Origin of the sequence: Mesorhizobium sp. M7A.T.Ca.US.000.02.2.1 (assembly GCF_003996995.1) — a bacterium.
Taxonomy (GTDB): domain Bacteria; phylum Pseudomonadota; class Alphaproteobacteria; order Rhizobiales; family Rhizobiaceae; genus Mesorhizobium.
In genome coordinates, this window is sequence record NZ_RZTT01000125.1 from 1 (window position 1) to 14,502 (window position 14,502).

Annotated in this window: 15 protein-coding genes; 3 read left to right on the forward strand and 12 right to left on the reverse strand. The window is 62.7% G+C overall.

Translation table 11 applies throughout. The annotated features are described in order from the left end of the window. The 12 genes from EOD15_RS14310 to EOD15_RS14365 form a co-directional block, all read right to left on the reverse strand. On the reverse strand, window positions 1–512 hold a 512-nt coding region (locus tag EOD15_RS14310), incomplete at its 3' end, for an ROK family protein (RefSeq protein ID WP_148129551.1). Then, on the reverse strand, window positions 509–1,231 hold the full coding sequence (locus tag EOD15_RS14315) for a ribulose-phosphate 3-epimerase (protein ID WP_127319210.1): 723 nt from the start codon (window positions 1,229–1,231) through the stop codon (window positions 509–511). The genes EOD15_RS14315 and EOD15_RS14310, both read right to left, overlap by 4 nt. After that, on the reverse strand, window positions 1,228–2,061 hold the full coding sequence (locus EOD15_RS14320; RefSeq protein WP_127319212.1) for an alpha/beta hydrolase: 834 nt from the start codon (window positions 2,059–2,061) through the stop codon (window positions 1,228–1,230). The genes EOD15_RS14315 and EOD15_RS14320 overlap by 4 nt, the downstream gene beginning before the upstream one ends. Beyond that, complete coding sequence (locus tag EOD15_RS14325) at window positions 2,061–2,879, reverse strand: sugar phosphate isomerase/epimerase (protein ID WP_127319214.1); 819 nt, start codon at window positions 2,877–2,879, stop codon at window positions 2,061–2,063. Before EOD15_RS14325 ends, EOD15_RS14320 begins: the two co-directional genes overlap by 1 nt. Continuing rightward, entirely contained in the window at window positions 2,879–3,955 is a 1,077-nt protein-coding gene (locus tag EOD15_RS14330; protein ID WP_127319216.1) for a Gfo/Idh/MocA family oxidoreductase, read from the reverse strand. Before EOD15_RS14330 ends, EOD15_RS14325 begins: the two co-directional genes overlap by 1 nt. Before the next feature lie 11 nt (window positions 3,956–3,966). Next, window positions 3,967–4,788, reverse strand: coding sequence for a sugar phosphate isomerase/epimerase (locus EOD15_RS14335; protein WP_127319218.1), 822 nt, complete (start codon window positions 4,786–4,788; stop codon window positions 3,967–3,969). 63 nt (window positions 4,789–4,851) lie between these two features. Beyond that, window positions 4,852–5,694 (reverse strand): carbohydrate ABC transporter permease, encoded by an 843-nt coding sequence (locus EOD15_RS14340; RefSeq protein WP_023808790.1) that lies wholly within the window; start codon window positions 5,692–5,694, stop codon window positions 4,852–4,854. Window positions 5,695–5,699: 5 nt separating this feature from the next. Next, on the reverse strand, window positions 5,700–6,596 hold the full coding sequence (locus EOD15_RS14345) for a sugar ABC transporter permease (protein WP_127319220.1): 897 nt from the start codon (window positions 6,594–6,596) through the stop codon (window positions 5,700–5,702). A 137-nt stretch (window positions 6,597–6,733) separates the two neighbouring features. Then, window positions 6,734–7,981, reverse strand: a complete 1,248-nt coding sequence (locus tag EOD15_RS14350; RefSeq protein ID WP_127266568.1) for a sugar ABC transporter substrate-binding protein — start codon at window positions 7,979–7,981, stop codon at window positions 6,734–6,736. A 108-nt stretch (window positions 7,982–8,089) separates the two neighbouring features. Beyond that, a complete protein-coding gene (locus EOD15_RS14355) occupies window positions 8,090–9,235 on the reverse strand; it encodes an ABC transporter ATP-binding protein (RefSeq protein WP_127319222.1) in 1,146 nt (381 codons plus the stop codon). An 88-nt stretch (window positions 9,236–9,323) separates the two neighbouring features. Next, the gene (locus EOD15_RS14360; RefSeq protein WP_127319224.1) at window positions 9,324–10,274 is read right to left on the reverse strand and encodes a PfkB family carbohydrate kinase; all 951 of its coding nucleotides are present in this window, start codon (window positions 10,272–10,274) and stop codon (window positions 9,324–9,326) included. Window positions 10,275–10,277: 3 nt separating this feature from the next. Next, window positions 10,278–11,078: a class I fructose-bisphosphate aldolase gene (locus tag EOD15_RS14365; protein WP_127319226.1), complete on the reverse strand. Its 801-nt coding sequence runs from the start codon at window positions 11,076–11,078 to the stop codon at window positions 10,278–10,280. 162 nt (window positions 11,079–11,240) lie between these two features. On the opposite strand from EOD15_RS14365, the gene EOD15_RS14370 reads away from it, so the two are divergent. From EOD15_RS14370 to EOD15_RS14380, 3 genes are all read left to right on the forward strand, one after another. Beyond that, complete coding sequence (locus EOD15_RS14370; protein ID WP_127319228.1) at window positions 11,241–12,002, forward strand: DeoR/GlpR family DNA-binding transcription regulator; 762 nt, start codon at window positions 11,241–11,243, stop codon at window positions 12,000–12,002. 259 nt (window positions 12,003–12,261) lie between these two features. Beyond that, window positions 12,262–13,410, forward strand: coding sequence for a Gfo/Idh/MocA family oxidoreductase (locus EOD15_RS14375; protein WP_127319230.1), 1,149 nt, complete (start codon window positions 12,262–12,264; stop codon window positions 13,408–13,410). Between the two features lie 10 nt (window positions 13,411–13,420). Further along, entirely contained in the window at window positions 13,421–14,362 is a 942-nt protein-coding gene (locus EOD15_RS14380) for an alpha/beta hydrolase (protein ID WP_127327046.1), read from the forward strand. Window positions 14,363–14,502: the final 140 nt, after the last annotated feature.

Here is a 14,502-nt window from a genome sequence, read left to right on the forward strand (position 1 = left end):
TCATTGGTGATGGTCATGTGACCGATCTCGGCGGCAAGGCCACGGCGGCCATGCAGGATGCGCCCATCGACGACGACACCGCCGCCGATACCGGTGGAAACCGTGACGAAGACCAGCGAACGCGCGCCATGGCCGGCGCCGAAGCGCCATTCGCCGAGCGCCGCGGCATTGGCGTCGTTCTCCAGCCGCACCGGCAGGCCGAGCCGGCGTTCGAGGATGTCGGCAAGCGGCACGTCCAGCCAGCCGGCGAGTGTCGGCGGGCCGACGGCGATGCCGGCCAGCGGATCGAGCGGCCCCGGCGCACCGACGCCGACGCCGACGATCGAGAGTGCCGGCGCCTCGGCATGGACGGTCGCCGCCAGCGCCTCGATCTGGCCGATCACCACGTCGGGGCCCGCCTGCGCCTGCGTCGGCACCGCGGCGAATGCCAGGATCTTGCCTTCACGGTCGACCAGGGCGGCACGAAGCTCCGTCCCGCCAAGATCGATCGCAAGGGCGGCTTCTGATGTCATGCCGCGACCTTCAAGCCGTGCAGCCAGCCGATGCGGCCGGCGAGGTCCTTGTCACCGAAGGCGAGCGAACCGAGAACCACGGTTTCGGCCCCGGCGGCACGCAGCAACGGCACGGTCTCGTGGCGGATGCCGCCATCGGCCGCCAGAACCACTTGCGCCTCGCGGCCGGCCTCTCTCAGGATGGCGCGGGCAGCGCCCAGCCTGTCGCAGGCCTTGTCCGACAGGCTCTGTCCCTTGACGCCGATTGCGGTTCCAAGAAGCGTCACGAAGGCGACTTCCGGGACGAAGGCCGTCACTGCTTCCACAGGCGTCTCCAGCCTGAGTACGACGCCGGCCTCGGCGCCGAGCTCCCGCGCCAGCCGCACGGCGCGCAATCCGGCTTCGCCATTCTCGGCATGGACGCTGATCATGTCGGCGCCGGCTTCGATGAACTGGCGCGTCTGCGCCTCGACGATTGCTTCATCGACCATCAGGTGGACATGGATGGGTTTCGCCGTCAGCCCCGCAATGCGGGCGACGAGATCGGGGAAGAACAGGAAGGACGGTGCGAAATGACCGTCCGCCACATCGATATGATGAAGATCGACATAGGGCTCGATGCGCTTCAAGTCGTTTTCGAAATTGGCGAGATTGGCCGACCAGAGCGAGAATTCGGCGATCATCCGGTCGCGCGGCAATGCGGCGATGGCGGCCGGGCCTGAGAGAGGTTTCGAGATCATGACTGGTCCTGGTTGTTGAAATTCATGTCGAGAAAGTCCGCGATGGCGGCGCGAATTTCGGCGAAATGGCACTCCTTGTCGGTGGCCTTCGGCATCACCTCGGCAAAGGTCGCATTGGGGATGGCGTCGGCGAGGCTGCGGGCGGCGGCCAGCGGATGGACGAGATCGATGCCGCTGCCGATGACGAGCGTAGGGAACGCAAGGCCAGCGGCGGCTGCCCGCGTCACGCCAGGTCCATCCTCTGCGATCGCCTGCATCACCTCGGCGAAGACGGGCGCGTTTTCGCGCGCGAAGAAGCCGAGCAGGGAAGCAAGATTGTCCGGCGCTTCGGTGTGAAAGCGGGCGGCCGTCGCGGACGCCGCGAAGATATCTCGCGCCTGCGATAAAGGACGGCTGCGGATGAGCTCCGCCACTTCCACGTAAGGGCGCATGTTTTGCGGCGCCGCCTCGAAAGCCCAGGCAGGGCGCACAAGCACGAGACCGGCGACCCGGTCCGGGTGCCGGGCGGCAAGCTGCAAGGCAATGGCCGCACCCATCGAGATGCCGCCGGCGATGAAACGGTCGAGGCCGGCCGCATCCGCGGCGGCCAGCACATCATCGGCGAACATCGCGATCGAAAACGGGCGCTTGCTACCGGCGCCGGAACCGCCCTGCGCGCGGCATTCGACGGTCAGCCGACGGTATGAAGGACCATCGGGAAAGTTCTGCGCGACCTGCGCTGCGTCACCGCCGAGGCCATGCTGGAAGACGACGGGAAGCCTGCCCTGCCCCGTGTCGAAGACACGAAGCGCTGCATCGTCGCGAAGCAGGATCGTCGGGGCGGCGCCCATCAGAGGAGCCTTCGCAGAAAGGCGGCGACATCGGGGGCTTCGTCGGCGGACAGGCCGTGGGTGACAAGCGGTCCGTCGAAGCCCGCTGCCTTTAGCCGTGCAACAAAATCCGGAAAATCGACAATGCCTTGTCCTGATGTGGCAAAGCGACCGTCACCATGACGGTCCTTGGCATGCGCCATGGCGATGTGGCCGGCGGCCTCGTCGATCGCGGCGGCAACGATAGCGCGCGCCTCGCCGGGCGTGGCGTGTTCGAACAGGTTTGCCGGATCGAGCACGATCTTCAGATGCTTCGATCCCATCTCGGCGATCAGCCGGGTCGCATCCCTGGCCGAGGTGACGATGTTGGCCTGCTCAGGCTCGATGCCGAGATCGACACCGGCACCTTCGGCCAGCGCCAGCGCCTTCGCCATCTCGGCGGCCATGTCGGACCAGGCGGCCGGATCGGCATTGTCGGGATGATAGGCCCACTGATCGGCGGCGTTGCGCGAGCCGGTGCAGAGCGTGACCAGCGGGATGCCGAGGGCAGCAGCAGCCTCGATGACAACGGCGAGGCGCCTGAGGCCGTCGTCGCGCACGGCTTTGTCGGGATGCGCCATGTTGTAGGTGCCCGACAGTGCTGCGAGTGAAACGCCGTTCGACTGCGCGGCGGCACGGACGGAGGCGATGGCGTCCGCCGGCACAGCATCCGGCATCGACGGCAGGCCGGCACAGGCCAGATTGAACTGCGTCGTCTCATAGCCAGCTTGCCGCACCGCAGCCAGCACGGCGGCCGGATCGGTGCCGGCAAAGGTCTTGGCGAAAATGCCGAGACGCATCACACCGCCCCCGACACCGAGGCGAGTTCGACTCGCTCGCCTGATACCACCGAACGCGCGATGGCGACCATGGCGCGGATCGAGGCGATGCCGTCCTCGACATTGGCGCCACGCATCGGCGTGCCGTTCAGGACTGTGTCGGCAAGACCTTCCAGCTGGCGGCGGAAGAAATGGCCATCGGCGCCGAGCGGCTTGTGGGCCGTGGCGGTCTTCTCGTGAAATATCTCCACCTCGCTGGCGCGGAAGTACCAAGGGTTGAATGTCCTGGCGATAACGGAGCCGTTCTCGCCATAGAGCTGAAAACCTTCGTGCCAGTCCATGCGCACGGCAACCGTCAGGTCGAGATGGCCGAGCGCGCCGCTGGCGAACTCGGTTTCGACGAACCAGCAATAGGCGCCGAATTTCTCATTGAGGCGGGCGCGCACGGCGACGATATCGCCGCACAGGAAACGCGCCGTGTCGACGAGATGCGAGCCATGGGCCAGCATGAAGTATTGCCTGAGATCGGCCTTGGGATTTCCGGCTGGCTTCCTGGCTAGCCTGCTGGTGACGGGCAGCGGCTGCACGGCATCGGTGTTGGTGTAGCGATGGGTGGAATCGCAGTACCAGGCCTTCAGCGCCAGCACTTCGCCGATCTCGTCGCGAACGAAGTCGCGCGCGGCCTCCAGTGCCGGATCGAAGCGCTTCATGTGGCCGACCTGCAGGATCTTGCCCGAGCGCCTGACCGCTTCGGCCAGCGCCTCGCCCTCCTCGACCGAGGTGCCGATCGGCTTTTCACAGAGAACATGCTTGCCGGCGTTGAGCGCCCTGATCGACATCGGCACGTGATAGGCGTCCGACGTGGCGACGATCACCGCTTCCAGCTCAGGATCAGCGAGCATTGCCTCATAGTCGGAATACATCTTCTGCGGCTCATAGGTCGCGCCCATGCGGGCAAGCAGATCGGGTGCCGCATCGCAGATGGCGTAAAGGTCGGCATTGCCAGCTTTCACGCAGGATTCCAGATGCGCGAACTGCGCGATGGGGCCGCAGCCGAGCACGCCGACCCTGAGGCGTCTGTCCTGTTTCTTGATCATCGTCTCGTTCTTCAGGCGCCGTAGCTGCGCATAGTCTGGCGGTTGGTCTTGACCGCGCCGGCAGGATCGGCGGCGGCCGTTTCGGATTCTTCCTCCAGCACCAGCCAGCCGTTGAAGCGCGGTGCGGTGTTGGCGATCTCGATGACCGCAGGCGTGTCGCAGACGCCCTTGCCGAGCATGGCCCAGGTACCGTTGGCATAGACGTCCTTGAGGTGGATGTAGCGGATGCGGTCGCGGTAGGTGCGCAGCGTATCGGACATGTCCTTGTGGCCGCGCAGTATATGGCCGGTATCCGGTACCCAGCCGACCAGGTCGGGGTCGAGCAAGGCAAAGATCGTGTCGTAGTCGGCGCGGTCGAACAGCAGCGTGTTGTGGTGCGAGCTTGGATGCACCGCAACCTGGAGGCCGGCCTTGCGTCCGATCTCGCCGGCCTTGTTGTAAACCTCGGCGGCGATGGCGAACTTATCCTCGCGCGGGCCGTCGGACACCATCGTGGCCGAGCCCATCGATACCAGCGCATTCGGGAAGGCGGCGGCGAAATCGATCCAGCGCTTGGCGGTTTCGAGGTCGGCGCCGATCTCCTCCTTCAGCGTAAAACCACTGTTCGAGCCAAAGGCGAAGGAAACCAGCGTCAGCCCCGACGCCTTCAGCGCGGCGGCGAACTCCTCCGGCTTGTCGCCATAATGTCCGATCATGGTGTCGGTGATCTCGATGCCGGCATAGCCACCATCGGCGATCGCCTTCAGCAGATCGTCGGGGCCGCCGGTAAACCGGTCTCCCAGCATTTCCCAGGTAAAGGTCTGGCAGCCGACTTTGAGGTCTTTCACGTTCATCCTTTCATTCCTTGATATCGCCTATTGCTTGATGCCACCCTGCGTCGCCGTGGGATGGACATCCTACTTGACCGAGCCCGCGGTCATGCCGGCGAGGAAGTACCTCTGGGCAACGAGGTAGATGAGCAAGAGCGGTAGCGAGCCGAGCACACTCATCGCCATCATCTGGTTCCATTCGAAGGCATGCTGCCCCATCAACAGCTGGATGCCGATCGGGACGGTGCGCATGGACGTCGACTTCGTCAGTGTCAGCGCAAAGAGAAATTCGTTCCAGCACAACAGGAAGGTGTAGACCGACGTCGCCACGATACCAGGCAGTGAAATCGGGACGATCACCCGCCAAAGCGCTGTCCAACTGGTGCCGCCATCGACGGCTACGGCTTCATCGAGATCGCGGGGCAAGGTGTTCAGATATCCCGTCATCAGCAGGATCGCGTAGGGCAGCGTAAACACCAGATAAGTCAGGATCAGTGCGACGTAGGTGTCGAAGATGCCGTATGAGACGACGAGCCCGAAGAAGGGGATCAAAAGTGTGATCGGCGGAATCGTCTGCGTGCTGATGATGATTGTGTTGAGGCTGCCCTTGCCGCGGAAGTTGAAGCGGCTGAACCCGTAGGCCGCCAGCAGGGCGATCAGCACCGTCAGCACAGTCACCGCTCCCGCCACGAAATAGCTGTTGAAGAAGAAGCGCAGCTTTACCGGGTCGCCAAGGATGGCTGCATACGCTTCCAGCGTGAAGGCCTTTGGCAGGATGGTTGGTGGCAGGGCAAAGATTTCGGTATTCGATTTGAACGAGCTGCTCAGCATCCAGTAGATCGGGAAAGCCGCGAAAAAGAGCCCCGCTGCAAGCGCTACATGGAGCGCGACGGTGATCAGCCTGTCTTTCGGCGTATGCCTTTTCCTCATGGTGACTACCGAGCCTTTTGATAGCGAATATAGAACAGCGTCAGGCCGAGAGAGATCAACAAGATGACCACGGCGCTCGCCGAAGCCTGCGACAGGTTGTAGCTCGAAAACGCCAGCTTGTACGTGTAGGTGCTGAGGACCTCGGTCGAGTAGATCGGGCCACCGCCCGTCGTTATCCAGACTAACGGGAAAACCTGCATGGTCCAGATGAAGTCAAGCAGCGAGATGCTGATGATGATCGGCATCAGCTGCGGAATGGTGATGAAGATCAGCTTCTGGTAGGCTTTCGCCCCGTCGATATCGGCAGCCTCGTAGAAATCCTTGGGAATGCCCTGCAAACCCGCGAGCAGGCTGACCATGAAGAGCGGATAGCCCGCCCAGATATTGGCAAAGGTGACGGCGTGCAGCGCGGTCTCAGGCGAGGAAAACCATTCGACTTTGGAACCGATGATGCTGATTTGCATGAGAATGCTATTCACGACACCGTTCGGCTCAAGCAGCAGGCGCCAGATCACGGCGATAATCACCGCGGTGAACAGCCAAGGCAGTATATAGAGCACGCGCAGAATATTGCGCAGCGTCGGATTGATGCGGTCGCTGTTCAGCATGAGCGCGAAGGCCATGCCGATGGTCATGTGGAAAATGACACTCATGCATGTGAAGTAGAGCGTGTGCCACAGCGAAGCCCAGAACACGGGGTCGTCGAAGATCGCCTGGTAGTGTTTCAGTCCGGCAAAGGATGGGTCGCGACGCAGCACCGCGCTGTTCTGGAACGAGTAGCCAATCACCGTCACCATCGGCAGCAGCATCAGAAGCCCGATTATTAGCAGCGAGGGCGACAGATAGAGGTAGGGTGCGACCGCTCGTTTGAGCTTATGGTGGGAACGCTTTTGCCGGGTCATGTGCCAACCTTGGGATACGCCTTCAAGAGAAGGTAAGCTTCAAAAACAGGTCCACTCAAATTGCCAATCCGTTGTTGCCGGGTGGCCTGCCCGAAGTCAGGCCACCCGGTCGAAGATAGCAAACGGGAACAGGCCGATCAGAATTTCGCCATCCAGCCCTTCTGAGCGGCGGCGGCTGCTTGTTCCGGAGACTGCTCGCCGGCGAGCATCTTTTGGGCTTGCACGTCGAACTGGGTCATCAGGTCTTCTGCCACCGGCAGGCCCGTGAACTCATTGGCGAGATAACCGGTCTTGAAGATTTCAAAAGCCTTGCCGAAAGCCTTGTCCGAGGTCACGAAATCGGGCTTGGCGTTGACGTTGCCTGGGAAGGCGTTTGCAAGCGACACGAGCTTGGCGTTCACCTTTTCACTCATCACATATTGGACGAGTTTCCAGGCCTCTTCCTGATGTTTCGAGGCAGCAGAGATGCCGATGCCCCAGGAGGCATAGGGAAGGCCGCGCTTGCCGGTATAGTTTTCCACGACCGGGACCGGAATGAGGTCGAAGTTCAGCTTGGGATTGCGCTTGCGGATGAGGTTCACATGCGCGAGCGAGTCGATCATCATCCCGACGCGGTTGTTGACGAACTCCTCGACCTTTTCCTGCTCGGTCTTGGTGGCGATGCCGGGCGAGATGGTTCCGGCGTCGTTGAGAGATTTGACGAAGGTGAGCATATCCACCACCGGTTTGCCCTCAAGGTCCGGCTTGCCGTTCGCCATCATCGACTGACCCGAAGCCCAAACCCACGACATCATGTCGTTCTGGACGCCGGATGGCGTTTGCAGCGACAGGGGCAGCACCCAGCCATACTGGTTCTTGTCGGCGATCGTCATCTTCTTGGCGGCTTCGAGAAACTCCGCACGGGTCGACGGCAGCTTGGTCACGCCTGCCTGGGCGGCGAGGTCCAAATTCACGAAGACCGGATAGACGAAAGAAGCCACGGGAAACATCACCGCCTTGCCGTCCACCTTGACGATGTCCGCGACCTGGCTCTTGTCGAAACCGCTCGCATCCATCATCGGATTCATGTCGGCGAGTGCGCTCTGCGCATTCAGATTGTTCACCCAGGCACCGTCGAGACCGACGACGTCGCTGAGCGTTCCGGTTGCAGCACCAACCGAGATCTGGTCTCTCGTGGTCGCGTAGGGGCCGCTGACCAGCGTCACTTTGATTCCGGGATTTGCGGCCTCGAAGTCGTCCATGATTGCCCTGAGCGAGCCGGCCGGCAATTCGGGCTCCCACCATTGGGTGAATTCCAGCGTCGTATCCGCCATGGCGCCGGTTGCGCCGAGCAACCATGCGGCCGCGGCTATTTTCAGCATCGCGGGTTTAATACGAAACGTCATTTTCTCCTCCTTCTTTATATTCGCCCGCACAATGCGGCCGATCGTCTGATTATTCAGAAGTCTTCTTACGCAGGCGCCTCACCCTCACCCGCGGGTCTTCGCTGATACTCAGATTGCCAGATGCGTCTCCGGGTCGAAGTAATGGAGCTTGGTATCATCCAGGGCCAACCTGATTTCCGAGCCGGAACGGACTTTGCTGGTCGGTTCGAATTTCGCCACCGCATTCGACGCTAGGCCGAAATCCTGCACCGCGTCAGGGTCGCCGGAGTCCACCCGGACCGCGTCGATGTCGAGATGGACGATTTGTTCGGATCCAAGTTCTTCGATCGAGGTCACCTTTGCCGGTATCGTCTGATACTTGCGGCCGGATTCGAGGCTGCTGTCATAGAGATCCTCCGGTCGTATGCCGAACACGACCTTGCGCCCCGCATACGACTTCAAGCCCGGCCTGCGCACGAAGGCTGCATCCTGCAGCCGGATGGCCAGGGCGCCGGACATCAGTTCGTCGCCCGTCAGGGTCGCCTCGAAAAGGTTCATCGAAGGAGACCCGATGAAGCCGGCAACGAAGGCGTTCACCGGCGATTCATAGAGTCTCTTGGGTGTGTCGACCTGCTGCAGCACGCCGCCTTTCAACACCGCGACCCTGTCGCCCATCGTCATGGCTTCGGTTTGGTCGTGGGTCACATATATGGTCGTTACGCCGAGCTGCTTTTGCAGACTGGTGATTTCGGCGCGCATTTGAACACGCAGTTTCGCATCCAGATTGGAAAGCGGTTCGTCCATGAGAAAGGCTGCCGGCTCGCGCACCATGGCGCGGCCCATGGCAACCCTTTGACGCTGCCCGCCTGAAAGGTTCGCGGGTTTGCTGTCCAGCAGAGACGTCAGTTGAAGGGTTTTGGCGATCTCGTCCACGCGCTTTTTGCGCTCGGCCTTCGGCTTGCCTGCCAGCCGCATCGAAAAGCCGATGTTTTCGAACACCGTCATATGCGGGTAGAGGGCGTAGCTCTGGAAGACCATCGCGATGTCGCGGTCCTTGGGCGGCATGTCGACGACGTCGACACCGCCGATCCGAAGGCTGCCGCTGGTGACGTCCTCCAATCCCGCGATCATCCGCAACGCGGTGGATTTGCCACAGCCGGACGGCCCGACGAGAATCAAGAACTCACCGTCCTTAACCGACAGGTTCAATTGGTCGATTGCGTGAAAATTGTTCCCGTATGTCTTGCAGATATTCTCAAGAACGACTTCTGCCATATTCCTCCCTCCACAAGTCTAAGCCACTGATTTTTAAGATTGTCCTCGGCTTACGTTCACCTGCGAAATTTTTCCTCGGATAGCTAGGCTATGTTCCGGTATCGAGCCGCGCATATTTCAGTTCGACTGCCGACGGCGCGTTTGTCGATGCCAGGAGTTGCTTGACCTGGTCGTCGGTCGGAAGCGCTTCGCGCCCGCCCCGCCCCGTTATCGAAAGGGCCGCCGCCGCGGCCGCGAATGCGACCCGGCCTGCGGTGTCGATCCCGCGCGTCAATGCAAGGGCATAGGCGCCATGAAAGCAGTCACCGGCGCCGGTCGAGTCGACGACGGCAACCCGGTGCGGAGGCAGGTGCCAGAGCCCTGTCTCGTCGCGTCCGCGATAGAAGACGCCCCTGCCGCCATCCGTCAGAACCACGGCGGACCGCGACGGCAACCACAATGCATCGAGTATCTCGGCCGGCGACTGGCGGCCGGTGGCGGTCCGCGCGAAGCCGAGCGGAAGAATGAGATGGTCGCAGAGCCCGATCAGTCTCTCGGTGGCCGGGCCGTGGCTCCATTCGACATCGCCGAGGATCGCAAGGCCGAGATCGCGAGCCCGAGCCACGACATCCAGCGACCCGATCCCGTAACTGTCGACGATCAGGACTGTCGCGCGGCTGAGAACCTCGTCCGGAAAGTCCGGCGCGGTGCCCAGCATCGCTTCGTCGTCATACGCGATGAATCGCTCCCCATCCGAACCGACGGTGATCCGCGAGCGCACCGGGCGCGCGTGCGGGTGGCGCGGCGCAAACGCGGTTTCAACGCCGCTCGCAACGAGATCGCACAACACGGCGTCGTCGGCGGCACTGCCCAGCCATCCGACGAACCCGGCGCTTCCGCCGAGCCGCGCGACGGCGGCAAGTGCCGTCGCGACATTTCCCCCGAAAGCTCGGGCACTTTGCAGAACCTTCCCCTTGCCCGCCGACAACGGCTGATCGACATAGACGATGTGGTCGATCGCAATAGCTCCGAAGCCGAGGATTGAAGGGACGGCGGGCATGGTTCAGGCACCCGCCTTCGCCAGGGCGTCTTGCGCCGAAAGGCCGTCATGGATGACGCCCCGAAAGGCGATCGCTGCCTTTTCCGGATTGCCGTGCCCCCAGAGATTGCGGCCCACCACGGCACCGCGCGCGCCGGCACGGATGGCGTCCGCCGTCTGCTGAAGGGCGCCGAGCAGCGTGTCGGTCTTCGGACCGCCGGCGATCACAACCGGCACCGGGCAGGTCCGAACGGTCTCTCGGAACGACTCGAAATCGCCCGTGTAACCGATCTTGATCACATCGACGCCGGACTCGTAGCCGATGCGTGCCGCATAGGCGATCTCGTCGGGGGTGAAGACGATTTTTGCCCCGTCGGTGAAATCGCGAGGGTAGATATGCGCCACCACCGGCATGCCGTAACGGGCCGCCGCGTTCACCGAATCGGTCAGCCAGCGTATGTATTTGCCCTCGGTCGCGCCGCGCACCGGAATGGCCACGGCCAACGCATCGGCGCCAGCGCGCACCGCATCCTCGGGCGTTGCAATCAGTTCACTGATGCGATCGTCCGGGGTGAAGCAGCCGGCCTGGATCACCAGGCAAGCCTTGCCCGCGTATTGCGGCCACAGATGGCGCGCGGTGCCGGGCTGGATGCTGACGTAGTCGGGTTTGCCTACCATGACGCGTGCAAGGGCGCCCGGCAGATCGGCAAGACCTCCTTTGCGCACGTCGCCATAGCCGACAAAGTGGTCGACCGCGCCGCCAAAAAGATTCCCCGACGGATGTGAGAAGAGGCGCGCCAGGCGCACCTTGGTTCCGAGGCTCATGAGTCCAAAATTCTCCAATCGATTGATTTCAAAATCCTGCACCCAGTGTTTGCGAAAGAAAAGACAAATGCAATCTTTCGAAAGCTTTCGAATTCCCATATTTTTGGTAGAGTGAACCGAGGCCAGGGTGATTGCTTGGCGGATGGAGGCAAGGACAGGGCAATGTTGTCAGAGCAGAGACGCCAATCGATCCTGGGTGAAGTGCAACGTAGCGGACAGGTCCGCATCAAGGACCTGTCAGACGATTTTGGCGTATCGGAAGTCACGGTGCGCTCCGACCTCGAGATACTGGACCGTAAGGGACTGCTGACCAAAACCCGCGGAGGCGCGGTGACCCGGACCACGGATTCGACCACGGCCGCGTTCGCCCGGCGGATGCAAACGAACCTCGATGCAAAGAAACGCATTGCCCGGGCAGCGGTAGAACTGTTCGAGGACAACCAATCGGTCATCTTCGACGGCGGCTCGACATTGATGCAGGTTGCCATGCTGTTACCGCCGCTCAGCAATGTCGTGGTCGCGGCCACGGCGATGAATATCGTGCAGCATCTGATGCATCGGCCCGGGCTCGACGTTCACATGATCGGCGGCCGGGTCTATCCAGACACGGTGAGCACACTGATCACCGATGCCGACACGGCTCTCGGCGGCTTGGTAGCGCATCAGGTCTTTGTTGGAGCGCATGCGATTGACTCGTCACTGGATGTGGTCGACGTGAACGAAGACATGGCGCGAACGAAGCGAAACCTCGTGCGCATGGCCCGGCGCGTTGTCCTCCTTGCGGATTCGAGCAAATGGGGCGTCAGCGGGACCTCCAAGGCCTTTTCGCTGTCGAGCGTCGATGTCGTGATCACCGACGATGGCCTGTCCGACCCGATACGCAGCCAGCTTGATAGGACCGGGGCCAAGGTGATCTATGCCTGACCCCGTCGCGGTCTTGGCCGCGGCGGAAATATCCGATGCGCGCATGAGCCACGGGATCCGCATCGGCGGCCGTTCTTTCGGTCATTTTCTCCTCCCAGGACTGGCAGCCTCCCGATATCGCACCAGCATTTTCGCATGTTGTATAAAAATTTTACGCGCGTCAATATTTAAAATGTTGTATAGCCTTTTGCGAATGCGATCCGCCTAACGGCTGGGCGGATCCGGCAGGCCATGAGCGCATTGGGAGGCAGGATCGAAAATGCACGGGACATCAAAGACCAAACTCGGGATCGGCGTCATCGGATGCGGCAACATCTCGATGACTTACCTGCGCAACGCCGGGCTTTTTGGCGGGATCGAATTGCGCGCCTGTGCCGATATTTCGGCCGACATGGCGGCGGTGCGGGCGAAGGAATATGGCATCCAGGCACTCGGCGTCGATGCGCTGCTGGCCGACCCGGAGATCGATCTTGTCCTCAACCTGACCATTCCGGCGGCGCATTTCGATATTTCGTTTGCCGCGCTTTCGGCCGGCAAGCACGTCTTCACCGAAAAGCCGCTCGCCACCTCGGCCGCCGACGGACAACGCCTGGTCAACGAGGCGCGGTCGCGCGGCCTGCTGCTCGGCTCGGCGCCCGACACGTTCCTCGGTGCTGCCGGGCGCCGTGCGCGCCGGTTGATGGATGACGGCGCCATCGGCCGTCCGGTGACCGGCACCGCCTTCATGATGGGCCGCGGCATGGAGCACTGGCACCCCAACCCGCAATTCTACTACCAGCCAGGCGGTGGCCCCGTGTTCGACATGGGTCCGTACTATCTGACCATGCTGGTCAATCTGCTCGGCCCGGTCGAGCGCGTCATGGCAATGGCGACACGCGGCCAGGAAGAAAGGCTGATATCAGCCGATGGGCCATTCAAGAACACGACATTCAAGGTCGGCACGCCAACCAACGTTTTGTCGCTGCTTGAATTCCGCTCCGGCGCGACCGTCACCTTCGGCGCCTCGTGGGATGTCTTTCGCCACTCCAACCACCCGATCGAACTGCACGGCACGGAGGGTTCGCTGCGCCTGCCCGACCCCGACACGTTCGGCGGCACGGTGTCGCTGTCGGAGCGCGGCACCGACTGGCAGGATTTCGCCAGCGAGGGCGATCTCTACGGCGCCCGCAACTGGCCTTATGCCGCGCCCGACCGCGCCAATTACCGCATGCTCGGCGTCGCCGATCTGGTGCGCTCGCTTCAAACCGGCAGCACCCCACGGGCCTCCGGCAGCCTCGCGCTGCATGTACTGGAGATCATGGAGGCTATCCTGCGCTCCGGTGAAACACAGGGATCAGTCGCCATCGCGGGCGATGTCGTGCAGCCGGCCCTGCTGACCGAGGAAGAGGCGAGCAGCCTGCTGGCCTGAGGACATGACCATGACGCTCGATCCGGATGCGCTGCGCGTCCTCGAAATTGGTCGTGCAGCCGGCGGCGAGCCATTCGAGACCGGCAGCGTGGCGGCGGCGCGAACTGCCTACAACGCCTCGTTCCCGACGTTACAGGGTGAGCACGAGCCGGTCGCTGCGACCCAGGAACGGCAGATCGACGGGACGAATGGGCCTATAGCGCTCCGCATCCATCGCGGCATCGGCGCACCGCAAAGCGGGGCACCGGCGCTGCTCTACCTGCATGGCGGCGGCTGGGTCGTCGGCAACCTCGATTCGCATGACGAGATCTGCCGCCTGATGGCCAATCTCGGCGGCGCCGTCATTGTCTGTCCCGATTATCGCCTGGCGCCAGAGCACAAATTTCCCGCCGGGCTCGAGGATTGCCTGGCGACACTGCGCTTCATAGCGGGGAATGCCGCCGGTCTCGGCATCGACATCAGACGCATCGGCGTTGCCGGCGACAGCGCCGGCGGCAATCTCGCCACGGTGCTGGCGCTGCTTGCCCGCGATGGGCTTGCGCCTCAGCTTGCGGCGCAACTCCTGATCTATCCCAACACCGACGCGCGGCAGGCATCGAATAGCTACCAGCGTTTCGGCGACGGCTTCGGGCTCACCGCAACCACCATGGCATGGTTCCGCGACCACTATGTGCGAACGCCCGAGGACATCATGGACTGGCGCGTCTCGCCCTTGCTGGCGCCTGACCTCGCCCGCGTTGCGCCGACCTTTGTAGCGCTTGCCGGCTGCGACATCCTCGCCGACGAAGGGGCAGCCTATGCGGCGCGCCTGCAAGCCGCGGGCGTTCCGCTCATCCTGCGGCAATGGCCGGGCCAGATTCACGGCTTTGTCTCAATGGGACGCCATATTCCCGCTGCCCGGCAAGCGGTGGCCGAGGCGGTGACTGCCTGGCGCCAGTTCGAGAAAAGCTGACGCCGGTCGCTCAGGCTGACTGACGCATCACCAGGGTGGCTCCGAGCTTGACGGTGCGCGCCATGCCCTGCTTCGGCGGATCGGCCTCGTCCAGCAAGGCCAGCAGGATCTCGACGCTGCGGCCGGCCATGGCGGTGAAA

Bases quoted from the DNA above. Each gene is read 5' to 3' on its own strand.
- EOD15_RS14315 (WP_127319210.1), bottom strand. From the start codon at position 1,231: ATGATCTCGAAACCTCTCTCAGGCCCGGCCGCCATCGCCGCATTGCCG.
- EOD15_RS14320 (WP_127319212.1), bottom strand. From the start codon at position 2,061: ATGGGCGCCGCCCCGACGATCCTGCTTCGCGACGATGCAGCGCTTCGT.
- EOD15_RS14325 (WP_127319214.1), bottom strand. From the start codon at position 2,879: ATGCGTCTCGGCATTTTCGCCAAGACCTTTGCCGGCACCGATCCGGCC.
- EOD15_RS14330 (WP_127319216.1), bottom strand. From the start codon at position 3,955: ATGATCAAGAAACAGGACAGACGCCTCAGGGTCGGCGTGCTCGGCTGC.
- EOD15_RS14335 (WP_127319218.1), bottom strand. From the start codon at position 4,788: ATGAACGTGAAAGACCTCAAAGTCGGCTGCCAGACCTTTACCTGGGAA.
- EOD15_RS14340 (WP_023808790.1), bottom strand. From the start codon at position 5,694: ATGAGGAAAAGGCATACGCCGAAAGACAGGCTGATCACCGTCGCGCTC.
- EOD15_RS14345 (WP_127319220.1), bottom strand. From the start codon at position 6,596: ATGACCCGGCAAAAGCGTTCCCACCATAAGCTCAAACGAGCGGTCGCA.
- EOD15_RS14350 (WP_127266568.1), bottom strand. From the start codon at position 7,981: ATGACGTTTCGTATTAAACCCGCGATGCTGAAAATAGCCGCGGCCGCA.
- EOD15_RS14355 (WP_127319222.1), bottom strand. From the start codon at position 9,235: ATGGCAGAAGTCGTTCTTGAGAATATCTGCAAGACATACGGGAACAAT.
- EOD15_RS14360 (WP_127319224.1), bottom strand. From the start codon at position 10,274: ATGCCCGCCGTCCCTTCAATCCTCGGCTTCGGAGCTATTGCGATCGAC.
- EOD15_RS14365 (WP_127319226.1), bottom strand. From the start codon at position 11,078: ATGAGCCTCGGAACCAAGGTGCGCCTGGCGCGCCTCTTCTCACATCCG.
- EOD15_RS14370 (WP_127319228.1), top strand. From the start codon at position 11,241: ATGTTGTCAGAGCAGAGACGCCAATCGATCCTGGGTGAAGTGCAACGT.
- EOD15_RS14375 (WP_127319230.1), top strand. From the start codon at position 12,262: ATGCACGGGACATCAAAGACCAAACTCGGGATCGGCGTCATCGGATGC.
- EOD15_RS14380 (WP_127327046.1), top strand. From the start codon at position 13,421: ATGACGCTCGATCCGGATGCGCTGCGCGTCCTCGAAATTGGTCGTGCA.